The organism is Curtobacterium sp. ME-Dv--P-122a (genome assembly GCF_030209645.1).
In the GTDB taxonomy this organism is placed as follows: domain Bacteria; phylum Actinomycetota; class Actinomycetes; order Actinomycetales; family Microbacteriaceae; genus Curtobacterium; species Curtobacterium flaccumfaciens.
The window spans coordinates 90,303-111,681 of record NZ_JARVRO010000008.1 but is presented as its reverse complement, the minus strand read 5'-3'; the positions used below and the strand labels follow the sequence as shown (position 1 = coordinate 111,681).

Annotated in this window: 26 protein-coding genes; 11 read left to right on the top strand and 15 right to left on the bottom strand. The window is 72.8% G+C overall.

Features of this window, described 5'->3' with window-relative positions:
- Positions 1 to 8: 8 nt before the first annotated feature.
- Entirely contained in the window at positions 9 to 698 is a 690-nt protein-coding gene (locus tag QRN49_RS09735) for a metal-dependent transcriptional regulator (RefSeq protein WP_027464846.1), read from the top strand.
- Between the two features lie 424 nt (positions 699 to 1,122).
- Here QRN49_RS09735 and QRN49_RS09730 read toward each other — a convergent pair whose 3' ends face one another.
- Positions 1,123 to 1,767: a HEAT repeat domain-containing protein gene (locus QRN49_RS09730; RefSeq protein WP_284755405.1), complete on the bottom strand. Its 645-nt coding sequence runs from the start codon at positions 1,765 to 1,767 to the stop codon at positions 1,123 to 1,125.
- Between the two features lie 108 nt (positions 1,768 to 1,875).
- Between QRN49_RS09730 and QRN49_RS09725 the strand changes: the two genes are divergently transcribed.
- Positions 1,876 to 2,829, top strand: a complete 954-nt coding sequence (locus QRN49_RS09725) for an aldo/keto reductase (protein ID WP_284755403.1) — start codon at positions 1,876 to 1,878, stop codon at positions 2,827 to 2,829.
- Positions 2,830 to 3,044: 215 nt separating this feature from the next.
- On the opposite strand, the gene QRN49_RS09720 is transcribed toward QRN49_RS09725, so the two are convergent.
- Complete coding sequence (locus tag QRN49_RS09720; RefSeq protein WP_284755401.1) at positions 3,045 to 5,288, bottom strand: septum formation family protein; 2,244 nt, start codon at positions 5,286 to 5,288, stop codon at positions 3,045 to 3,047.
- Positions 5,285 to 5,836 (bottom strand): orotate phosphoribosyltransferase, encoded by a 552-nt coding sequence (gene pyrE, locus QRN49_RS09715; protein WP_071404348.1) that lies wholly within the window; start codon positions 5,834 to 5,836, stop codon positions 5,285 to 5,287. Before pyrE ends, QRN49_RS09720 begins: the two co-directional genes overlap by 4 nt.
- A gap of 96 nt (positions 5,837 to 5,932) precedes the next feature.
- Between pyrE and QRN49_RS09710 the strand changes: the two genes are divergently transcribed.
- Complete coding sequence (locus tag QRN49_RS09710) at positions 5,933 to 7,600, top strand: hypothetical protein (RefSeq protein WP_284755397.1); 1,668 nt, start codon at positions 5,933 to 5,935, stop codon at positions 7,598 to 7,600.
- Positions 7,601 to 7,674: 74 nt separating this feature from the next.
- Entirely contained in the window at positions 7,675 to 9,027 is a 1,353-nt protein-coding gene (locus tag QRN49_RS09705) for a peptidoglycan DD-metalloendopeptidase family protein (RefSeq protein WP_284755396.1), read from the top strand.
- Here QRN49_RS09705 and QRN49_RS09700 read toward each other — a convergent pair.
- Genes QRN49_RS09700 through QRN49_RS09675 form a run of 6 tightly spaced genes read right to left on the bottom strand, consistent with a single transcriptional unit; the run spans position 9,024 to position 12,117 of the window.
- Positions 9,024 to 9,836: a phosphotransferase gene (locus QRN49_RS09700; RefSeq protein ID WP_284755394.1), complete on the bottom strand. Its 813-nt coding sequence runs from the start codon at positions 9,834 to 9,836 to the stop codon at positions 9,024 to 9,026. The genes QRN49_RS09705 and QRN49_RS09700 overlap by 4 nt on opposite strands.
- 8 nt (positions 9,837 to 9,844) lie before the next feature.
- Positions 9,845 to 10,447: a hypothetical protein gene (locus QRN49_RS09695; RefSeq protein ID WP_071404345.1), complete on the bottom strand. Its 603-nt coding sequence runs from the start codon at positions 10,445 to 10,447 to the stop codon at positions 9,845 to 9,847.
- Positions 10,444 to 11,058 carry a hypothetical protein gene (locus QRN49_RS09690; RefSeq protein WP_209080383.1) on the bottom strand — a complete coding sequence of 205 codons (615 nt, stop codon included), beginning with the start codon at positions 11,056 to 11,058 and terminating at the stop codon, positions 10,444 to 10,446. The genes QRN49_RS09695 and QRN49_RS09690 overlap by 4 nt, the downstream gene beginning before the upstream one ends.
- On the bottom strand, positions 11,055 to 11,426 hold the full coding sequence (locus QRN49_RS09685) for a hypothetical protein (protein WP_209080384.1): 372 nt from the start codon (positions 11,424 to 11,426) through the stop codon (positions 11,055 to 11,057). The genes QRN49_RS09690 and QRN49_RS09685 overlap by 4 nt, the downstream gene beginning before the upstream one ends.
- A complete protein-coding gene (locus QRN49_RS09680) occupies positions 11,423 to 11,614 on the bottom strand; it encodes a DUF2273 domain-containing protein (RefSeq protein WP_027464859.1) in 192 nt (63 codons plus the stop codon). The genes QRN49_RS09685 and QRN49_RS09680 overlap by 4 nt, the downstream gene beginning before the upstream one ends.
- On the bottom strand, positions 11,611 to 12,117 hold the full coding sequence (locus tag QRN49_RS09675; protein ID WP_209080385.1) for an Asp23/Gls24 family envelope stress response protein: 507 nt from the start codon (positions 12,115 to 12,117) through the stop codon (positions 11,611 to 11,613). Before QRN49_RS09675 ends, QRN49_RS09680 begins: the two co-directional genes overlap by 4 nt.
- A gap of 140 nt (positions 12,118 to 12,257) precedes the next feature.
- Between QRN49_RS09675 and QRN49_RS09670 the strand changes: the two genes are divergently transcribed.
- Positions 12,258 to 13,094 carry an exodeoxyribonuclease III gene (locus QRN49_RS09670; RefSeq protein WP_110864246.1) on the top strand — a complete coding sequence of 279 codons (837 nt, stop codon included), beginning with the start codon at positions 12,258 to 12,260 and terminating at the stop codon, positions 13,092 to 13,094.
- A 152-nt stretch (positions 13,095 to 13,246) separates the two neighbouring features.
- Complete coding sequence (locus QRN49_RS09665; protein ID WP_027464862.1) at positions 13,247 to 13,495, top strand: hypothetical protein; 249 nt, start codon at positions 13,247 to 13,249, stop codon at positions 13,493 to 13,495.
- A gap of 33 nt (positions 13,496 to 13,528) precedes the next feature.
- Here the strand turns inward: QRN49_RS09665 and QRN49_RS09660 are convergent, their stop codons facing one another.
- Positions 13,529 to 13,876: a four-helix bundle copper-binding protein gene (locus QRN49_RS09660; protein ID WP_284755387.1), complete on the bottom strand. Its 348-nt coding sequence runs from the start codon at positions 13,874 to 13,876 to the stop codon at positions 13,529 to 13,531.
- Here QRN49_RS09660 and QRN49_RS09655 point away from each other — a divergent pair.
- Positions 13,875 to 14,024, top strand: a complete 150-nt coding sequence (locus QRN49_RS09655) for a hypothetical protein (protein ID WP_284755385.1) — start codon at positions 13,875 to 13,877, stop codon at positions 14,022 to 14,024. The genes QRN49_RS09660 and QRN49_RS09655 overlap by 2 nt on opposite strands.
- Before the next feature lie 139 nt (positions 14,025 to 14,163).
- Here QRN49_RS09655 and QRN49_RS09650 read toward each other — a convergent pair whose 3' ends face one another.
- The gene (locus tag QRN49_RS09650; protein WP_284755383.1) at positions 14,164 to 15,087 is read right to left on the bottom strand and encodes an AEC family transporter; all 924 of its coding nucleotides are present in this window, start codon (positions 15,085 to 15,087) and stop codon (positions 14,164 to 14,166) included.
- A gap of 84 nt (positions 15,088 to 15,171) precedes the next feature.
- Here QRN49_RS09650 and QRN49_RS09645 point away from each other — a divergent pair, with 84 nt between their 5' ends.
- From QRN49_RS09645 to QRN49_RS09635, 3 genes are all read left to right on the top strand, one after another.
- Positions 15,172 to 15,768, top strand: coding sequence for a nitroreductase family protein (locus QRN49_RS09645; protein ID WP_027464865.1), 597 nt, complete (start codon positions 15,172 to 15,174; stop codon positions 15,766 to 15,768).
- An 82-nt stretch (positions 15,769 to 15,850) separates the two neighbouring features.
- Positions 15,851 to 16,285, top strand: a complete 435-nt coding sequence (locus QRN49_RS09640; protein WP_017886352.1) for an acyl-CoA thioesterase — start codon at positions 15,851 to 15,853, stop codon at positions 16,283 to 16,285.
- A gap of 82 nt (positions 16,286 to 16,367) precedes the next feature.
- Entirely contained in the window at positions 16,368 to 17,126 is a 759-nt protein-coding gene (locus QRN49_RS09635; protein WP_071404337.1) for an HAD-IIB family hydrolase, read from the top strand.
- Between the two features lie 104 nt (positions 17,127 to 17,230).
- Here QRN49_RS09635 and QRN49_RS09630 read toward each other — a convergent pair whose 3' ends face one another.
- Positions 17,231 to 17,851: a phosphoribosylanthranilate isomerase gene (locus QRN49_RS09630; RefSeq protein ID WP_071404336.1), complete on the bottom strand. Its 621-nt coding sequence runs from the start codon at positions 17,849 to 17,851 to the stop codon at positions 17,231 to 17,233.
- Positions 17,852 to 17,906: 55 nt separating this feature from the next.
- Positions 17,907 to 18,959 carry a serine/threonine-protein kinase gene (locus tag QRN49_RS09625; protein ID WP_111224826.1) on the bottom strand — a complete coding sequence of 351 codons (1,053 nt, stop codon included), beginning with the start codon at positions 18,957 to 18,959 and terminating at the stop codon, positions 17,907 to 17,909.
- 198 nt (positions 18,960 to 19,157) lie between these two features.
- On the opposite strand from QRN49_RS09625, the gene QRN49_RS09620 reads away from it, so the two are divergent.
- Positions 19,158 to 19,361, top strand: a complete 204-nt coding sequence (locus QRN49_RS09620; protein ID WP_071404335.1) for a hypervirulence associated TUDOR domain-containing protein — start codon at positions 19,158 to 19,160, stop codon at positions 19,359 to 19,361.
- A gap of 3 nt (positions 19,362 to 19,364) precedes the next feature.
- Here QRN49_RS09620 and QRN49_RS09615 read toward each other — a convergent pair whose 3' ends face one another.
- Both QRN49_RS09615 and QRN49_RS09610 read right to left on the bottom strand, forming a co-directional pair.
- Positions 19,365 to 20,135 (bottom strand): DedA family protein, encoded by a 771-nt coding sequence (locus QRN49_RS09615; protein WP_284755375.1) that lies wholly within the window; start codon positions 20,133 to 20,135, stop codon positions 19,365 to 19,367.
- Positions 20,136 to 20,186: 51 nt separating this feature from the next.
- Entirely contained in the window at positions 20,187 to 21,341 is a 1,155-nt protein-coding gene (locus tag QRN49_RS09610) for an ROK family transcriptional regulator (RefSeq protein ID WP_284755373.1), read from the bottom strand.
- Positions 21,342 to 21,379: the final 38 nt, after the last annotated feature.

Genomic DNA, 21,379 nt, shown 5'->3' with positions numbered 1-21,379 from the left:
TTGGCGGTATGCGCCTGCCCTCCCTGTCCACCATGGCAGAGGACTACGTCAAGCTCATCTGGAAGGCCAGCGAGCGCGGCGGGCCCGGCTTGGCGACGCGGGACATCGCGGCGTCGCTGAAGGTGTCGGCGTCGACGGTGTCGGGCAACCTCAAGAAGCTCGACCGTGACGGCCTGATCGAGCACACCCCGTACTACGGCGTCGTGCTCACCCCGCTCGGGCAGCAGGTCGCGGTGGCGATGGTCCGGCGACACCGGCTGATCGAGACGTTCCTGGTGGAGCGGCTCGGCTACTCGTGGGACGAGGTCCACACCGAGGCCGAGGCCCTGGAGCACGCCGTGTCGGAGCAGTTCCTCGACCGGGTCGACGCCGACCTCGGCCACCCGACGCACGACCCCCACGGCGACCCGATCCCCGGTGCGGACGGCATCGTGCCGGACTCCCCCGGCACCCTCCTCGGTGCGATCGAGCCGGGAGCGTGCGGCACCGTCGACCGCGTCTCGGACGACGACCCCTCGCTGCTGCGGTACTTCGACGAGCTCGGGGTGGGACTGGGCACGCACCTGCGGGTCGAGCGGGTGCGGGACTACGCCGGCGTCATCGCGGTGTCGCGGCGGGCGACGGACGGTTCGGAGTCCCTCGTCGACCTGCCGGCCGCCGCCGCGTCCTCCATCTGGCTCGCGCCCGACGGCGACTGACCGCACGGCGCGCGCGGGCGGGATGGTCGGGTGGTCTGCCGGTCACGACACCCCGCTCACGTCCGCCGAGCGGTCACCACCTGTCGCCCGGCAGCCCCGCAACCGACGGTTCTCGACCACTCAGCACCCAGCGCACGAGGCGTCGTGACCGCACCGCGGCCCGCGAACCCGCGTGGCGACGGACGGGAGGCCCGGCGCCCCGCCGCCACGCGCCTCCCGTCCGGCGCCCCCGCCGGTCACGACACCCCGCTCACCTCCGCCGAGCGGTCACCACCTGTCGCCCGGGAGCCCCGCAACCGACGGTTCGCGACCACTCGGCACCCCGGCCACGGGGTGTCGTGACCGCGCGACGCGCCCGCCCCACCACCGCGACGGCGACGGTTCTCGACCACTCGACCCGCCCGGCCGGGCGCGCCCGCCGGCCCTAGCCCTTCACGGAGCGCGTCCGGCCGAGGGCGACCTCGCGCCGAGCCCGTTCGAGCGCGTACTCGGAGGCGACGCCGGCGTCGTGCAGCAGCCGTTCGGTCTCGCGCACGTGCTCCCGGACGGCGTCGGTCCCCCGGTCGGCGGCCGCGGCGAGGACCGGTCCGACGGTGTCCTCGCCGAGTCCCACCAGGGCACGCGACAGGCTGAGCCGACGCTCGCGGTCGCCGATGCCGAGCTGCACCGCGAGGGTCCGCGCGAGCGACGCCCGCTCGTCGTCCGGCACCAGTGCGACGGCCGTCCGCCAGGCGGCGCGGAGCACCTCGTCGTCGTGGTCCTCGAGCAGCGGGCGCACCGCGGGCCACGCCTCCGGGTCGCCGATCTTCGACAGGGTGTGGAGCGCCTGGCTGCGGGCCTGTGGCTCGGGGCGCTCGAGCTCGGGCAGCACGCGGGCGACGACGTCGTCGGCGGGGTGCCGGGTGAGCGCCCACGTCAGCATGTCGCGGACGAAGAAGTCCGGCTCGACGGCGCACTGCGCGACGAGCACCTCGAGGTCCGCGGGGTCCGGGGTGGTCCCCGCGGCCATCACGGCCTGCAGCCGGGCGGAGGATCGCGGATCGGCGAGGGCATCGGTGAGCGTGGTCATCCCTCCATCGAAGCCCCTCACGCCGGGGCCGTGTCAAGCATCGGGGCATAGCGTCGGGAGACGTGCGGTTCGCTCCCACCGCACCTCCGACCACGAAAGGACCTCCGCATGCCCCGCATCGGTACCAGTGACCTGCACGTGTTCCCCCTCGCCCTCGGCGGCAACGTCTTCGGGTGGACGGCGGACGAGTCGACCTCGCACCAGGTCCTCGACGCCTACACCGCGGCCGGTGGCGACTTCATCGACACCGCGGACGTGTACTCGGCCTGGGCGCCGGGCAACTCGGGCGGCGAGTCCGAGCGGGTCATCGGTTCGTGGCTGCGCGCCTCGGGCAAGCGGGACGACGTCGTCATCGCGACGAAGGGCTCGCAGCACCCGGAGTTCCAGGGCCTCGCCGCGGACACCGTCGCCGCCGCTGCCCGCGCGAGCCTCGAGCGCCTCGGCACCGACCGGATCGACCTGTACTACGCGCACTTCGACGACCAGTCGACGCCGCTCGAGGAGACCGTCCGCGCCTTCGACCAGCTCGTGCAGGACGGCCTGGTCCGCTACACCGCGATCTCGAACTACTCGAAGGACCGCGCCGCGGAGTGGGTCCGCATCGCGACGGAGAACGGCCTCGCCCAGCCCGTCGCGATCCAGCCGCACTACAACCTGGTCACCCGCCAGCCGTACGAGGCCGAGATCGCACCGCTCGCGCACGAGCACGGACTCGGCGTCGTGCCGTACTTCTCGCTCGCCGCGGGGTTCCTGACCGGCAAGTACCGCTCGAAGGACGACTTCGCCGGCAAGGACCGCGAGGGCCAGGTGTCCGGCTACTTCACCGACGAGGGGCTCGCCGTCGTGGACGCCCTGTCCTCGATCGCCGACGCGCACGGCTCCGAGATCGCCACCGTCGCACTCGCCTGGCTGCAGGCGCAGCCCGACGTCGTCGCGCCGATCGCCAGCGCCCGGAACACCGAGCAGCTGCCGGCGCTGCTGGCCTCGGCGGAGCTCGAGCTCACGGCCGACGAGCTGCAGACGCTGTCCGACGTGTCGGCGAAGGTGCCCGCGAGCGCCTGACGCCGCGCGGCCCGCACCACCGCCGACGCAGAATGACATCCCCGACGTCGCACGACATCGGGGATGTCGTTCGTTGCACACGCGGACAGTCCCGGGGCGCGAGGAACGACGGTGTCGTTGTCGTACGACGTCGACATCGTCGTTCGACGTCGGACGTCGACCGCCCGACCCGCGCCGGCCGCCCGACCCGCGCCGCCCGCCTGCCCGACCCGCCCCTACGCCCCCGGCGCCAACGACCCGGTCAGCGGCTGCCCCGACGACCGCGTCACGAAGCACGCGATGAACCGGTCACCCTGGTCCCACGTCGCCTGGTCCGGGGCGTAGGAACCCTGCACCTGCACGTCCCCCACGGCAGCGGCGGCCGAGGCGTTCAGCGCCGTGTCGGACTGGCACTGGTCGGCCGCCTGGGTCGCGAGGGCCTCGGCGCCGGGGTAGGTGTCGCCCTCGACCGCGAGCCGTGCGGTCAGCTGCCCGATGTGCGGCGTCGCGCAGTCCACCACCGTGAAGGTCTGCGACCACGCGTTCGTGAACGGCGACAGGCACTCCCCGCCGGCCAGGTCGGTCCACGGGTGCTCGCCCGGCAGAGCCGGGGTCGTGGCGAACTGCAGCGTGGCGGCCGGAGCTGCGGCATCACTCGGCTGCGCGGCCGACGCCGACGCCGCAGCGCTCGGTGTCGCCGGCGCCGACGAGTCAGCCACCGGCGACTTCGTCGGCACGGCCTGGTCGGCGATGTTGTTGCCGAGGATCCACTTCGACAGCAGGAACACCAGCACGATGAGCACGAGGATCAGCGCGATCGACCCGTAGATCAGCAGCTGCTTGCCGCGCTTGCCCTCGTTCCGCAGCCGCGCGAAGCCCTCGTTGATGAAGTTGTCGCGGTCGCCGGACTGCCGGTCCGGACCACCGGCCGGCCGCCCAGCAGCAGCAGCCGGCGCGGGGGCAGCAGCAGGCGCAGCAGCAGCCGCTGGCACCGCAGCCGCCGGCATCATCCGCGTCCCGGTGTCCTCCGGGTCGTAGCCGGTCCCGCCGAGCTGCCCGACGGCCTCGGTGCCGAACAGGTCCTTGATGGCGCTCGTGTCGCTGGTCTCGCGGCCGTCCCACTCGGACTGGTCCAGGTCGTCCGGCGCCGCGGCAGGAAGGGACTCCGGCTGCGGACCGGTGTCGTTCCCACGCAGCCCGAGCACGGCGTCGAGGTCCTGCCCCACCGACGGCGGCAGGTGCGCCGGGTACTCCTGGGCACCCGCAGCCGGCTCGACGAGCGGCGGTGCCGCGGTCGGCGGCACGGTCGCGTCGGGCTCGGACCACCAGGGCGTCCCGGCCGCCGGCATCGCGGTGGTCGGCGCATCGGCCTGGAGGCCCTCGGTCGCGTCCGGCACGTCGTCTCCGGCGGGCGCACGGGGCACGTCCACGGCCTCGGTCGCCTCCGACGGAGCGGCACCAGCTGCCGGGACCGCCGGGGGAACCGCCGGGGGCACCGGGTAGGTCCGCGGTGCCTGCGGCAGCCCGGAGGCCGGGGTGTCGACCTCGCCGGCCACGACCTCGTCCTCGTCGTCCAACTCGTCGGCGAGCGACCAGGACCCGGCGGACAGCGCGGTGGTGTCGAACGAGTCGGTGGTCAGCGTCGCCGGGACCTCGCCGGGCTCGTCGTCGTCGCCGATCGCCCAGTCGAACGGCCGGTCGTGGGCACCGGTCTGCGTGGGGACCGGCCCGGTGCTGGTGATGCGCAGCAGGTCGGTGAAGGTCGGCGGTTCCTCGGTCGGCGGCAGCACGTTCTCGACACCGAGGGGCTGCGGGGCAACGGGGGCAACGGGTGCCACGGACTCCGGGTGGTTCCCGGTCGCACGGCCGAGCCAGTCGACGTCTGCGCGGCCCTCGCCGAACGGGTCGACGCGGCGACGCTCGTCCTCGATGGCCTTCGACGCGGCAGCTCGTTCGTCGCGGTGGGTCTGCGCCGTCGGCAGCACGATCGACGACGGGTGCGGTGCAGTGGAGTCCGGTGCGACGTCGGCGGCGGCCGGGATCCGGTCGTGCAGTGTGGAGCGCTCGTGCTCGACGACGGCGTCGGGGTTCTCGGAGGGCGCGAGCAGCTCGGGCGGCATCGAGATGGCCTGGGTCGCGCCGTCGTCGAGCGCCGGAGCCGAAGCGGCCGGCGCAGAAGCGGCAGGAGCCGGCGCAGCAGGAGCAGCAGCCTCGGCGCCCTCCGCCTCCCCCTCGGCCACGAACGGCTCCGGCAGCGGCGCGCCCGTCTCACGGGCGGTGCGCTCGGCCTCGCGGCGCTCCCGCCGCGACGGCCAGTCCTCCTCGCCGCGCGGAGCCCCGAAGATGTCCGCAGCGCTGCGGAGACCGTGGAACGGAGCGTCCGATCCGGACGCACGCCGAGCCTCCAGGCCGTCGTCCCCGTCTGCCGGGCCGGCGGTGCCGTCGGGTTCGCGTGCGTCGTCCGGACGCTCCTCGGTCACGCGGTCAGCCCCAGATCAGCCAACCCGATGGCCGCGAAGTACGGGTAGCCAGCCGCCTCGATCGTCTCCTTGGCGCCGGTGTCCCGGTCGACGACGACCGCGACGGCGGCGATGATCGCGCCCTCGCGCTCGAGCGCCTCGGCCGCCTTGAGCGGTGAGCCCCCGGTGGTGGAGGTGTCCTCGAGCACGACGACGCGCTTGCCCTTGAGGTCCGGTCCCTCGACCTGCTTGCCGCGGCCGTGGTCCTTCGGCTCCTTGCGGACGACGAAGGCGTCGTAGGTCAGGCCCTGGGCTGCGGCCTGGTGCAGGACGGCGCTGGCGATCGGGTCGGCGCCCATGGTCAGGCCACCGACGGCGGAGACGTCCGGCACCTGCTGCACGAGCTCGGTCATGACCTGGCCGATCAGCGGCGCGACGCGGTGGTCCAGGCTGACCTTCCGCAGGTCGATGTAGTACGTCGCCTTCTTCCCGCTGGTCAGGGTGAAGTCGCCGTGGAACACCGCTTCGGAGGAGATGTACTGGATCAACTGTTCGCGCGCGTCGGTCACAGCGCACAAGGGTAGTCGGTCGGGCCCGCAACGCGCTCCCCCAGCCTGTGGGTCTGTGCGTACCGGCACCGAGGCGGCCTCGGTACGCTCCGGGGCATGTCCCGAGCACCGCGTCGCCCCGCCGTGGAGCCGGCTCCGTCCGGCGGCCGCCGGACCGGTGGGGTGGCCGTCACGATCGGACGGGAGGCCCTGGGCGGCCTGGTCGCGCTGGCCCTGGCCGTCATCGCCCTGCGCCACGTCGTCGCGACGGAACGGGTGGCGCTGCTCTGGTACGACGGCGACTCGGTGCTGCTGCCGCTCGTCGAGCGCTCGCTGCAGGCCGGCCAGCCGTTCGAGTGGGCGATGTCTCCCGCACTGTTCTTCTTCCCCGAGCTGCCCGTGTACCTGTTCTGCTCACTGGTGACCGCGACCCCGCAGCAGGCCCTGGCGCTGAACGGGGTGCTCGTGCTCCTCGCGGTCTACGCGCTGGTGCGGGCCGCCGCGAACGAACTGATGCCGTCCGCCGGGCGCCCCGCCCGGATCGCGGTGTCGGCCGGGGCTCTCGGCCTGGTCACGCTGCTGGTGCTGACCGAGTCGTCGGCGACCGCGACCTCGCTCGAGCTGGCGTCCCTGCTGCTCACGACGACCTACTACTACGGCGCCGTGCTGGCGGTGCTCGGCACCGCGGTGCTGGTGCTGCGGGCGGTGCGCCTCGGTCGGGCGTCGGTGCCCCTGCTCGTGGTGCTCGGACTCGTCGCCGCGTGCACGACCGCGTCGAACCCGCTGTACGTGCCGTGGTCCGCCGCTCCCGTCGTCGTCACCCTCGGGCTCCTGGTGCTGGCGCGGCGGGTGCCGTGGCGCCCCGCTGCGCTGCTCGCCGGTGCCGTGACGGTCGGATCGGTCGTCGGGTACCTGGTGCGGATCCCACTCCGGCCGTTCGTCTCCCTCGACCCGGCGACGTACGTGCAGCCGTCGCGGGCCGGCGAGACCCTGCGGTTCTTCGCGGCACTGACCGACGACCGGGCGGGCACGGCACCGGGCGACCTCGGGCTCCTGCTGCTGTTCGCCGGGGTGCTCGTCACCGTCGGCGGCACGGTCTGGGCCTGGCGGGTCCGCACCGCACGCACCGTGCTGGTCGCGACGCTGCTGCCGCTGGTGACCGTCGTCGCCGTGTCCGTCGGGGTCGTCGTCGCCGGGTCCGAGACCCCGCGCTACCTGCAGCCGATCGTGACGGCACCGCTGCTCGCGCTCGTCGCCGTGGCCGAGCTCACCCGCACCGCGGTCCGTCGCACCCGCGTGCACCGCCCGCACCGCGGGGTCCGGGCGGGGGTGGCGGTCGCGATGGCCGCCGTGCTCGCGACCGGGATCGCCGTGGCCCCCGGCACCGCCCACGCCGTGTCGACCGCGCGGTACCCGGCCGCCGCGTGCCTGGACCGCTGGGCCGACGGGCGCCAGGTCACGGGCGTCGGGCAGTTCTGGACGGTCCGGCCCCTCGCCACCTACGCGGCGACGAACGTCGGGCTGCTGCAGGTCCGCGACACCTTCGAGACGTACCCGTGGCTCGTCGACCTCGGCGCGTACCGCGACGCCGACCCGAGCTTCGTGGTGGTCGGCTCGCACGACCTGTGGACCACCGCGGTCGAGGACTCCCTCGGCCCCCCGGCGACGATCACCCACTGCACCGGGTTCGACGTCTACGACTACGCCGGCACCGCCGGGCAGGCGATCCTGCGGCGCGACGTCGTCGGGAGCGCCGACGTCATCCGGCGTGACCGCGGCTTCTGATCCACTGCTGAAGTTGTCCACAGCGGCGCGTTGCCGTCCGATGCTCGCTGTACGGATGTATAGGCTCGTGCTCGATGTCTCGTCCCACCAGCCTCCGCGCCCACCGTGTCCCCGTGCGCCTGCGCCTCGCCGTCACCGGCCTGGCACTCGCGGGCCTCGTCGGCACGGTCATCGCCGACGCTCCGGCCGCTCAGGCGGTGACCTACCCCACGTGGGACGAAGTGAAGTCCGCCCGCGGCAAGGAATCCGCGAAGCAGGGGCAGATCACCGAGATCCGGGGCATCATCAGCGAGCTCGACGCCAAGGTCGACGCGGCTGAGGCCAAGGCCAAGAAGCTCGGTGACGTGTTCTACAAGGCGCAGCGCAAGGCCCAGACCGCGGCCGAGAAGGAACAGCAGCTCCGCGCCGACGCGAAGGACCACGCGAAGGTCGCCGACCAGAGCGCCGCGCAGGCCGGGCAGTTCGCCGCGCAGATGTCCCGCTCCGGTGGCGCCGACGTCACCACCTCGGTGATCACCCAGGGCGAAGACGCCAGTGACCTGCTGTACAACCTCGGTGCGCTGAGCAAGCTCTCCGAGCAGGCCGAGCGTGTCCAGGCCGCCGCGAGCGCTGACGCCGCCGTCGCCAGCTCGCTCGAGGCACAGGCCGACCGCGCCGCCGAAGCACTGGGCGACCTCGCCGCCGAAGCCGAAGACCGCATGCAGGAAGCCCAGGCGGCGTCCGACGCCGTGCAGGCCGCCTACGACGAGCAGCAGTCGAACAAGGCCCGACTCGACGCTCAGCTCGCGACCCTGACCTCCGGCCGCGTCCGGACCGAAGCCGAGTTCGCCAAGGGTGAGCGCGTCCGCAAGGCGGCGGAGGAGAAGGCCGCACGCGAAGCCGCAGAGCGCGCCGCCGCCGCGCAGCGAGCAGCTGCCGCACAGGCCGCCGCGAACTCCGGCGGGGGCGCGCCGTCAGGCGGTGGCTCGACCGGCAGCAGCGGCTCGGGCGGCGGCGGTTCCGTCGGCGCGGGCTCCGGGACCGGCTGGGTCCGCCCGGCCAGCGGCTACGTCATCAGCCCCTACGGGTACCGCGTGCACCCGATCACCGGCGTCGTCACCATGCACGAGGGCACCGACCTGGCGAGCGGCTGCTACACGCCCATCGTCGCGGCCTCGGCCGGCACCGTCGACTACGTCGGCTGGTACGGCGGCTACGGCAACTACGTCCGCATCAACCACGGCGGCGGCGTGCAGACCGCGTACGGCCACATCGTCGACGGCGGCTTCCGGGTCGCCACCGGGCAGCAGGTCTCCGCGGGGCAGCTCATCGCGCTCGTCGGCTCCACCGGGGCGTCGACCGGCTGCCACAGCCACGTCGAGGTGCACATCAACGGCGCCACCACCGACCCGGTGCCCTTCATGGGCGCTCGCGGGGTCGCCTTCTAGCCGATCGGCCCCGGTTCCGGCTCGTCGATCCCGTCGTCGCCGGCGTTCCACAGCGCCCGGTACCACGCGGTGCGCTCCGGATCGTCCGGCAGCCCGTACGCCCGGTGGAACAGCGGCTCCCACCCGGGTCCGTAGTTCCACCCGAGCGCCATCGTCGCCACCGCGATGTCGGCCCAGCGGTCCGCGACGCCCATCGCGTCCAGGTCGACGTGCCCGCTCCACCGCCGGTCCGCACCGATGAGCGTGTTCGGCGTGCACGGGTCACCGTGACAGACGACGATCCGGTCGATCGGCGGCTCCGGACCGAGACCGCCCGGGCCGCGGACGGCGTCGGCGTCGGCGGCAGCCCCACGCGCGCGATCGAGCCGGTCCGCTGTCGCCCACGTGAACGGGCACTCGTCGACGGGCAGGGTGTCGTGCAGCGCGCGCAGGCCCTCGCCCACCGCGACCACCGCGGTCCGGGGCTCGTCGTGCCAGCGCGGGTCGACGGCGCTCCACCCGGGCACCGCTCGGGTGTGCAGCCAGACGCCGTCGTCGTCGGCGCCGTGGTCGAGCACCTCGGGGACCCGCGCGTACCGGGACGCCCACGTCAGCCGCGCGGCCTCGCCGCTGATCCACGAACCGTAGGCGCGCGGCAGCACCTTCACGAACTCCTCGGCGTGCGCGTCCGGCCCGATGCGGAACGTCGTCCCGCCGATCTGGTTGTGCCAGACGAGCGCGACCTCACGTCCTCGGGCGACGTCGGTGACCACGCGCGGCACCGGGACGGTCTCACCCGGCCGGGGCAGTCCACCGATCGAGCGCACCACGGCGACCCTCAGTGCACGCGGTCCGGGCGGGAGGACCCCGACCCACCACGGGCGATCTCGAGCAGCACGGGCAGGCGCTCACCGAGCAGGGCGTCCAGGTCGGCGACCACGGCCTCGACCCGTTCGGTGATCTCCCGCGGCGCGGCACCCCGGCGCGGACGGACCCGCACCCGGATCGCCCGACCACCCCGGACCCGGTAGACGTCGACGGCGAGCGAGCCGACCTGGGGCATGTCGCCGATGGCCGAGGAGAGCGCGTGCTGCACGGCGGTGGACTCGATGCGCACCGAGCCGGCGACGCCGTCGGCCGAACCGTCGCTGTCCACGACGGTGCTCTCGCGGCCCCCGCCGAGCGTCGTCAGCACGACGAGTGCGAGCACGCCGAGCACGACGCCACCGCCGAGCACGCAGGTCCACGCGAACACCGAGTCGTCACGCGACGCCCCGGTGCCGAGTCCGGCGAGGGCATCGCCGACCGTGCGCCACCACGAGGCGACGAGGGGCAGGCCCTGCGCGGTCTGCACCAGGATCGCGGCGACCCCGGCGACGAGCAGCACGAGCCCGAGCACGACGAGCGCCGTCCGGCCGAGCGCGCGGTTCGTGGCGTTCATCCGTCCACCCGTCCGGTCGGCTGCACCCGGACCCGTGCAGCGAGTGGCGGTTGCGCGTCGATCGCGGCGAACTCCCGCTCGACGGCCTCGGTCGCGGCGACCGCTGGGACGTCCACCCCGGCTGCGGGACGGAGCACGACGTCGACCGTGCGGCGACCGACGGTGCCCACGGCGGCGTCGGCGCCCAGACGGGTCGCGGATCGGGCGGCGCGGGCCGCGGCGGAGGCCAGGACCTCGTCGTCGACGACCACTGCGAGCCGGTCGGACGACATCACGTGCCGCGGACGGCGCTGGGGCAGGATCCCCTGCAGCAGGAGGACGAGGCCGATCAGGGCCACGACGGCGCCGATGCCGATCACGATGGTGGTGTCGAGGTCGTCCGGAGCGGCGAGCGCGGCGTCGACCACGGCACGGGGGTCGACGCCGAGCACGTTCTGGTCGAGCAGGACGAGTGCACCGGCGAAGACCGCAGCGGCGGCGAGCACCAGGGCGATGAGCATCGCGACGACGACGGCACCGGAGCGGGAGACGTGGGTCTCGCGGCGCAGCAGGCGGCGGTGGGTGGCAGCGTGGTCCGCGGCGGGCGCGCCGACGAGGGGTGGGGCGGTCACCGGACCCTCCGCGGGGTGTCCACGACCGACGAGGCGAAGGTCACGGTCACGCGGGCGACCTGTCGGCCGGTGATGGTCCGGAAGCGCTCGGCGATCGTGCTGCGAGCCCGGTGCGCCGTGGCGACGACCGGTTCGTCGGGGAGTGCGTGCAAGCCCAGCACCGGCAGGGCGAGCGGGGCGGTGATCTCGACCGCCAGCGCGCCGCGACCGTCGTCGGCGACCCGGGCGCGGACCTCCCGGAAGGCCACCCGCAGTGCTTCGGCGGCGACCGCCTGGGCGGTGTGCACCAGCGCCGACGTGCCGATGCGGTCGGAGCCGCGGAGCCGGACGCCGCTGTCGCCGGTCGTGGCGACGGCGGCGTCGCTCACGACGAGCTCCGGCGTCCGCGCAGCACGTCGAGCAGGCGACGGAAGTCGACGTCGCCCGTGACGATGCGGGCGACCAGTGCACCGACCGCCATGCAGACGGCGACGACGACGAACGCCCAGAACCCGAGCGTCACGGCGACGATCGCGAGCAGGGCGCCGGTGCCCATCCCGACGACGGTGGCGTTCACCGGACCCGACCGTCCCGGGTGTCGAGCTCGTCCGCGACGCCGTTGAGCGCCGGGATGTTCACGTCGTTGATGGCGATGTTGACCTCGGTGACCTCGAGGCCGACGAGTTCGGTGACGGCGTTCGTCACGGCGGCACGGACCGCGGAGGCGACCTCCATCATCGGCGTCGGGTAGTCGACGACGATGGTCAGGTCGACGGCGACCTGGGTCTCGCCGACCTCGACGCGGACACCCTGACCGAGCGCGCTCGAGCCGATGGCGTCGCGGATGGCACCGAACGCCCGCGAGGCGTTGCCGCCGAGCGCGAAGACGCCGGGGACGTCTCGGGCGGCGATGCCCGCGACCTTCGCGACGACCGTGTCGTCGATGATGGTCCTGCCCTTGGCGGTGACCTGCGTCGTGGTGGTGCCGGCGGGCTGGGTGCTCCCGGCCCCGGCCCCGAGCGTGGCCCCGGTCGTGGTACCGGTCGGGGTCCCGTCGACGCGGTTGGTCGTCGATGCCATTGCTGCCTCCGTGCGGTCGATTGCTGGCCTCCAGCGAACACCATCGTGCCGTACGCCGCACAGGCGGCGCACGTCCCGCCCGCCCGTACCGCTGGTCTCGCCGACCTCGTCGTCAGTCGACACCGGTAGGTTCTTGTTCCATGCGCGTGGCGACCTGGAACGTGAACTCCGTCCGCACCCGAGTGGGTCGGATCGTCGACTGGCTGGTGCGTGAGGACGTCGACGTCCTCGGCATGCAGGAGATCAAGTGCAAGCCGGAGCAGTTCCCGGTCGAGCAGTTCGAGGCCGCGGGGTACCACGTCGAGGCGCACGGCCTGAACCAGTGGAACGGCGTCGCGTTCGCCAGCCGGCTGCCGATGGAGGACGTCACCCGCGACTTCCCGGGCCAGCCCGGGTTCCTGAAGGGCCACGAGGGGCCGGACCTGCCGGTCGAGGCCCGCGCGATCGGCGTCACGGTCGACGGTGTGCGGCTCTGGAGCCTCTACGTCCCGAACGGCCGCGAGCTCGGCGACCCGCACTACACGTACAAGCTCGACTGGCTCGCCCAGCTGGCCGACCGCACCTCGGAGTGGATCGAGGCCTCGCCGGAGACCCCGCTCGCGCTGATGGGCGACTGGAACGTCGCACCGCTCGACCAGGACGTCTGGGACATGAGGGTCTTCGAGGGGTCGACCCACGTCAGCGAGCCCGAGCGGGCAGCGTTCCGCGAGTTCGAGGCACGGGGCCTGCAGGACGTCGTCCGCCCGATCGTGCCCGACGGCTACACCTACTGGGACTACAAGCAGCTGCGGTTCCCGCGCAACGAGGGCATGCGCATCGACTTCGTCCTCGGTTCGCAGGCCTTCGCCGACGTCGTCACCGACGCCTCGATCCACCGGAACGAGCGGAAGGGCGACGCCCCGAGTGACCACGTGCCCGTGGTGGTCGACCTCGACCTGGACACGTCGCTCGACGACGACCGCCCGATGATCTTCTGATCGGAGTCGGGTCTCCGGCCCAGCCCAGCCCAGCCAGCCCGGATCGGCAGCGCCCGTCCGGCTCTGTTACGCCCGGCGACCGCCGTGATTGAGCCGTCCGTCACGCCGACGTAGGTTTCCTGCACCGAACCCCTTCGAGAGCAGGTGAAGCCATGTCCCGCACGACGATCCTTCCCATCCAGCGCCTCATGGCGACCGCGGCCCCCGGTGCGTGGCGCGACGGCATCGTCGTCGAGACGCGCGCAGCCGACGCCGTGGTGCTGTTCCTCGACGGGAGCATCACCCAGCTGCGGGTGGCGGACGCCGACGGCGTCCTGTCGGTCGGCGAGCCGGTCGCCCACCACCCGGTCGCGGAGATCCTCAGCGCCGGCGGCCGACAGACCACCGCGCGCGTCGCGTAGCGCGCACGCGTCGCAGAGCGCCGGCGGAGCGGGTCAGGCCGTCATCGAGTCGAGCATCGCCTGGCACTTCGACACCATCTCGTCGCAGGCCATGGCGCAGTAGCGGCACGACTCGTCCATGTCCTGGTGCTGGCGGCACTCGGCGGCACACGCGGTGCCCATCGCGACGACGGCCATGAGCATCGCCTGCATCGCGGCGGCGTCCATCCCCATCGGACGCATCATCATCCGCATCCCGGTGTCGGCCAGCATCGCGGTGTTCGAGCACATCGCGGCGCAGGTGGCCATCTCGCCACCCATCCGCATGTCGGCCGCGGAGCACATCGTCGCGGCCATCGACGCGGCGTTCATCGCCATCATCGTGTCCTGCATCATGTCCATGTCCATCTCCATGGGCATGTCCGTCATCGACATGTTCTTCATCATCGCCATCGTGTCCATCGCCGGTCTCCTCGTCGTGGTCATCGGTCACGAGGCGGTCCGCCCCGCGTGCCCGCCAGGGTACGCGCGTGCCGTCCGCACTTCGTGAGCAGAACAGGTCGGGTCGGCGGACGCGGCCCGACCGTTCCTGCTCACGATCCGCGGTGGTCGCCACCACGGCCGGACGGGAGGCCCGGCGCGCGCCCGCCACGGGCCTCCCGTCCGCCCCGCGGCGCGTCCAGGGCGCGCTACGGGTGCAGCAGGGCGGCGATCGCGACGAGCACGGGCACCGAGCCGAGCGTCGAGATGAGCACGACGTCGCGCGCCACCGGGACCGCTGCCCCGTACCGCTGCGCGTAGTTGAAGACGTTCTGCGCCGCCGGCAGGGCGCCGAGGGTGGTGAGCACGAAGACCTCCTGGTCGCCGAGCCCGAACACGAACCGGGCGAACACGAACGCCACGGCCGGCATCACCACGAGCTTGATCGACGACGCCACGATGACGTCGGTGCGGATGGCCGGGTCCCGCAGCGGGGTCGCACCGTGCAGGCTCATCCCGAACGACAGCAGCACGACGGGCACAGCGGCCGCGCCGACGAGCGATAACGGCTCGAGCACCGGGTCGGGCAGCGTGGTCCCCGTCGCCGAGCACACGAGCCCGACGAGCGAGGCAATGATGATCGGGTTCCGGAACGGCCCCGCGATCCGTCGTCCCCACCCGCCGCCACCCGCGGTCGCAGCGTCGAGGATCGTCAGCGCGATCGGGGCCATCACGACGAGCTGCAGCAGGATGACGGGCACGACCGCGGTCGCCTGGCCGAGCACGTACACGGCCACCGGCAGCCCGATGTTGTTCGCGTTCACGTAGCTCGAGGCCAGGGCGCCGACGGTGGTCGTGGTGACGGGGCGGCGCAGCACGAAGCGGAACACGGCGGCGGCACCGAGGGCGACCACGGCGGCGCTCAGCAGCGAGACCCAGAGCATCGAGGACAGCAGCGACGCGATGTCGGCGGTCGCGATGGTGTGGAACAGCAGGCACGGCATCAGCACGAAGAACGCGAGCCGACTCATCACGAACTGCGCGTGCGGGCCCAGCAGGCCGATGCGTCCGACGACGTACCCACCGGCGATGATCGCGCCGATGATCGCGAAGCCGGTCAACACGCCACCCATCCCGTCCATCCTGGCACCTGCCGGCGGTGATGTGACGTCACTCAGGTCGGAAATGCGGACGCATCGAATACCGTTGAGCGCACCATGACCTCGACGAACGCCGACACCCTCACCCGGTCCACCGACTCCAGCCAGCCGCTCGTGCCGCTGCTCGAGGAGCGCTGGAGCCCGCGCTCCTACGACGAGACCGCGACGATCTCGGACGACCAGCTCGACGCCGTCCTCGAGGCCGCTCGCTGGGCACCCTCGGCCATGAACTTCCAGCCCCGCCGCTTCATCGCCGGCCGCCGCGGCACCGAGACGTTCCGGAAGATCAACGAGAACCTGCTCGGCTTCAACGCCGCCTGGGCCTTCCGCGCCAGCGCCCTCGTCGTCGGCGTGCTCGAGACCGTGACCGCCGACGGCGAGGAGCGCCCCTTCGCGCAGTACGACCTCGGCCAGTCGCTCGCCGCGCTGACCGTGCAGGCGCACGCCGAGGGGCTGCACGTGCACCAGATGGCGGGCATCGACGCCGCCGGGCTCCGTGCCGCGTTCGACCTGCCCGAGCGCTTCCTGCCGTACACGGTCACGGCCGTCGGCACCGTCGCGCACCCGTCGCAGCTCGACGACAAGGCCGCCGAGCGCGAGGTCGCCCCGCGCACCCGCATCCCCCTCGACGAGGTCGTCCTCGTCAAGGAGTGAGCACCGGCGGCACCGCCGCCCCCGATCGCCACGACGGCCGCGTCCCTGCGGGGGCGCGGCCGTCGGCGTACCATGACGTGACATGGATCAGCACCAGGACGACGCCCCGCCGGAGATGAACTTCTACACCCGGAAGTGGGTGCGACCGGAGGACCTCAACGCCAACGGCACCCTGTTCGGCGGCAGCCTGCTCCGCTGGATCGACGAGGAAGCCGCCGTCTACGCGATCATCCAGCTCGGCAACGGCAAGGTCGTCACGAAGTACATGTCGGAGATCAACTTCCTGTCCTCGGCGAAGGAGGGCGACATCGTCGAGATCGGCCTCGTCGCCACCCGGTTCGGCCGGACGTCGCTGACCATGCGGGCCGAGGCGCGCAACCTCTTCACGCACCGCAGCATCCTGACGATCGACGAGGTCGTGTTCGTGAACCTCGACGAGGACGGCAACCCGGCCCCGCACGGCTACACGGACATCACCTACGCCCGCGACCGGGTCCCCGCCACACACCGCGCGTGACCCCGCAGACATCGCGCAGCACCGGGGCACCCTGTCGGTCGCACCCTGCGCGTGGTCGGCGGGCTCTGGCAGGATCGGGGGCATGACCACGCCCCGCCTCGTCGCCTTCGACCTAGACGACACGCTCGCCCCGTCGAAGTCCTCCCTCGACCCCCGCATGCTCGAGACCTTCGCGTCCCTGCTCGAGGTCGTGCCGGTCGCGGTCATCTCCGGCGGCAACTTCACCCAGTTCGAGCAGCAGCTCGTCACCCCGCTCCGGCAGCGCGACGGCCTGACGCTCGACGCCCTGCACCTGCTGCCGACCTGCGGCACCCGGTACTACCGCTGGGAGGACCAGGACTGGGCGCTGCAGTACGCCGAGGACCTCACCGACGAGCAGAAGGACCGCGCCCTCGCCGCGGTCGAGGCCCGTGCGAAGGAAGCCGGGTACTGGGAGTCCGAGACCTGGGGCGCCATCCTCGAGGACCGCGGGTCGCAGATCACGTTCTCCGCCCTCGGCCAGTCCGCCCCGGTGGACGTCAAGAAGCAGTGGGACCCGACCGGCGAGAAGAAGGACCACCTGCGCCGCCTGGTGCAGCAGGACCTGCCCGACCTCGAGGTCCGATCGGGCGGCTCCACCAGCATCGACATCACCCGCAAGGGCATCGACAAGGCCTACGGCATGCAGCGTCTGGCCGAGATCACCGGTATCGCACTCGACGACATGCTCTTCGTCGGCGACCGGCTCGACCCCGAGGGCAACGACTACCCGGTGAAGGCACTCGGGGTCCCCTGCCACGCGGTGCAGGGCTGGGAGGACACGGACGCGTTCCTGACGGAGCTCATCCCCACCCTGCGCTGACCGCGCGGCGGACGGGAGGCCCGTGGCGGGCCCGCACCGCGCCTCCTGTCCGCCCTCGGTCGCGTCCGGAGCCGCGAGCGCGACCGATCGGTGCGGTCGCGCGCTCAGCCCAGGCTGCGGACGGCCTCGACGAAGGCGCGGATCTTCGCGGGGTCCTTGACGCCACGCTCGGACTCGACACCGCTCGACACGTCGACGCCGTCGGGGTCGAGCGCTTCGACCGCGGCGACCACGTTGGCCGGGGTCAGCCCGCCGGCGAGGATCCAGGCCTCGTCCACGCCCTCGATCGTGGCCGGGTCGATCAGGCGACCGCTGCCGGGCACGGCGGCGTCGAGCAACAGCAGGTCGTGGTCGAACGCGGCGCGCTGTTCGGGCGTCTCGCGCAGGTAGTCCTCGGCCGCGATGGCCCGGATGGTGAAGAAGCCGGCGTCGCGCGCGCGGGCGAAGTCGGACGCCGACTCGCCACCGTGCAGCTGCAGCGTGGTGAGCCCGACCTCGGAGGCGATGCCCACGATCTCGTCGATCTTCTGGTCGCGGAAGACCCCGACGGCGTCGATGCCGTCCGGCACGCGCTCGACGAGTTCCTTCGCCAGGTCGGCGGTGACGGTCCGGGGGCTGCCCGCCGCGAAGACGAACCCGACGGCGTCGGCACCCGCGTCGACGGCGGCGTCCACGGTGTCGGGCGTCGACAGGCCACAGATCTTGATCCAGCGCTGGTCGGTCATGCTGTCCATCCTGCCAGGGTGCTCCGGTGCCCGGAGCACGGCGCCGCCCGAGGGATCAGTGCAGGGCGCCCGCGACGTAGGCGGCCACGCACGCCGCGGTGACGCCGAAGGCCGCGAAGGACCCGACCAGGACGTTCCGCCGACGCCAGCGACGCACCGCCGAGAACGTGCCGCGCCTGGCGTGCCGGTGTGCCGCACGGTGCATGCGGTGGTCGCGCTGGTGCTTCACGCGTTCCGGACCGAGCGGCACCGGGCCGGTGATCTGGGTGGACCCCCCGCGCAGCGCGTTCGCGATGGCGACCGCCGTGGGCCGGCGCTCCGGGTCGCGGGCCGTCATCCGGCTGAGCAACTCACGCCACTCGTCGGCGACGTCATCCGGGATCTCGGGGTCGCGGCGGAGCCGGGCGAGTGCGGCCTCGATCAGGGTGCCCGAGTACTCCTGCTTGCCGGTCAGCGCCTCGAGCAGGACGAGCCCGAGCGAGTACACGTCGGTGGCGAAGCTGATCGGTTCGCCGGCGACCTGCTCCGGGCTGAGGTAGGCGGCGGTACCGATGACCGTGCCGTCGTTCGTCAGGCGGGAGCCGTCGACGAAGTGGGCGACGCCGAAGTCGGTGAGCTTGACCGTGCGGGCGAACCCGGACGAGCCCTCGTCGCTGATCAGGATGTTGGCGGGCTTGACGTCGCGGTGCACGATGCCGCGGGAGTGCACGTAGGCCAGGGCGTCGGCGAGCTGCGCACCGAGGTCGGCCACCTCGTAGTTGTGCAGGGCACCCTCGGACAGGCGGCGGAGCAGCGTCGTGTCGGCGATGAGCTCCATCACGATGAACCGGTGCGGGCCGTCCTCGAACTCGTGGGTCCCGGCGTCGTACAGCGGGATGAGGCCCGGGTGGGAGAGCATGCTGAGCAGCCGGATCTCACGCTCCTGGCGGACACGGTCGGCGGTGGTCATCTTGTCCGGGGTCGCGAAGAGCTTCACGGCCACGGCCCGGTACGTGTGCTCGTCACGGGCTTCGTAGACGGATCCCATGCCGCCGGTGCCGATGAGCTTCACGAGCCGGTACCGCGCAGAGAGGACGGTGTCCGCCCGCGCGCTGTCCAGCAGGGTCATGGTGTCCGTCGTCCCGTCCGGAGCCCGTGGTTCCGCGGCCGCTGCCGGCGTGTGGGCTCAGGGGAAACGGTACGCGTCCGACTCTCGATCCGCATGGCCGTTACGACATCGTGATCGCCGTACTTCCCTGAGTTCCCGGGGATCGACGGGGTACAGTCCGACCTCCACCAGGACGAGGAATCGCGCAAGGAGGACAGCATGGCGTTGTCGAAGGGTGACGAGGTGCACTGGAACACCTCGCAGGGCAGGACGACCGGCACGCTCGTGCGCAAGCGGACGAGCGACTTCGAGTTCGACGGGCAGCACTTCACGCCGACCGACGACGACCCGTACTGGATCGTCGAGTCGGAGAAGAGCGGCAAGCAGGCCGCCCACAAGGAGTCGGCGCTGACGAAGGCCTGAGGCTCAGTCGCGGGCGGGCTCGGCGCGACGACGACCCCGGGCACCGCCCACGGCAGGGCTGCCGGCCTCGTCGTCGTGGTCATCGGGGCCGCCCGCACGCCGCTCGGCGCGGACACGGCGGACCCGGCGCACCACGAAGGTCACCACGACCACGGCGATCGCGACGTAGAGCACACGGTCGATCCACTCGGTGTACGCCTCGACCTGGTCGTACTGCGACCCGAACGCGGCACCGAGCAGCACGAGTGCGCTGTTCCAGATGCCGCTCGCGATGATCGTGAACACCGAGAACGTGCCGAGGTGCATGCGGTCGGCGCCGGCCGGCAACGAGATGAGGCTGCGGACGATCGGGACGAACCGGCCGAAGAACACCGCGCTCTTGCCGTGCCGGTGGAACCAGCCGGCCGCCTTGCGGAAGTCGTCCTCGTCGACGAGGGGCAGTTTGCCGAACCACCGTGTGGTGCGTTCGAACCCGATCTTCGCGCCGAGCCAGTAGAGCACGAGCGCCCCGAGGTACGAACCGATCGTCGCCAGCACCAGGACCAGCACGAGGTTCATCTGGCCGGCACCCGCGAGGAACCCGGCCAGCGGCAGGATGACTTCGGACGGGATGGGCGGGAACACCGTCTCGACGAAGAGCATCAGCCCGACGCCCCACTCCCCCAGGGCGTCGATCAGCTGCAACACGAGCCCGGAGAGCCCGCCGAGGTCCGACGGGGCGGTGGAGTCGCCACTGGCGACGGTCATGGCACGGGCGGTCACGGCAGTCGTCATGCCCCCAGCATCCCTGAACGCCCTGTCAGGACCCGGCACGCTCCCTGGGTGTCAGCCGAGTCCCATGTGGGTGGCGCGGACGTGCGCGAGCGACCGGGCGAGCGCGCCCCGGGCGACGGCGTCGCGACCGACGGTCGACGGGGCGAACACCACCGGGTGCCGGAGCTGTGGCGTGACGATCTCGTCGAGCGCGGCGCAGAACACCTCGGCAGCCGGCAGGACCTCGCCACCGACGACGACGACCTCGGGGTCGATCGTCGTCACGAGCTGCACGACGCCGGGTGCCACGTCGGCCGCGAACGTACGGACGGTCTCGACGGCCGACACCGAGCCCTGGGCCGCCGCCGCGAAGACGGACTCGAGGTCCGTGCCGGACGGGATCCGGGCCTCCAGGCGGGCGGGTGCGGCGGGCCAGCCGGTCGAGGCGATGCCGCCCATCTCGCCGGCCGCACCGCGCGCACCGCGCGCCAGCGAGCCGTCGACCACCAGGGCGGCACCGATCTGTCGACCCATCACCAGGTACAGGCCGTCCCGGACGCCGTGGAACCGCCCCCACCGGGCCTCGGCCGTGGCGGCCAGCTTGGCGTCGTTGTCGAAGAAGGTGGCGACCCCGGGGAAGAGGTCCTGGATCCGGCCGGGCACCCGCCGCTCGACCCACTCCGGCACCGCGACCGTGTAGTCGATCGCGCCGTCGCGGTCGACGACCGCCGGCACCCCGAAGGTGGCGCCGAGCACGGGCGCACCACCGACGGAGCCGACAGGCGCCGTCAGCCGACGGACCACGTCCTGCACGCTCGACCAGGCCTGTTCGGCGTCGGCGAGGTCGGTGTAGCGCTCCTCGACGCGGGCGAGCGTGACGCCGCGCAGGTCCGCGCGCACGCCGACGATCCCGTGCAGGCCGAGGTCCACGCCGAGCACGGAGCCGGCCGACGCGTCCGCGGCGAAGCGCTTGGCGCGACGACCGGCCTTGTTCGGGGTGGCGATCGCCTCGGCCTCGGTCACCCAGCCCTCGTCGACCAGGTCGGCGAGCGCCGCCTCGACCGTGGGGCGGGAGAGTCCGACCGTGCGGCCGAGCTCGGTGACCGTGCGGGAGACGTCGTCGCGCAGGAGCTCGTGGAGGATGGCCCGCGAGTTCATCTGCCGCAGGACCCCCGGGGTCGTCCCGACGGTGCCCGGGGTCGTTGACACGGTCTGCTGCACGGCCATAGCCTCCACATTACGAAAGATCATTGAGGAATGGTGGC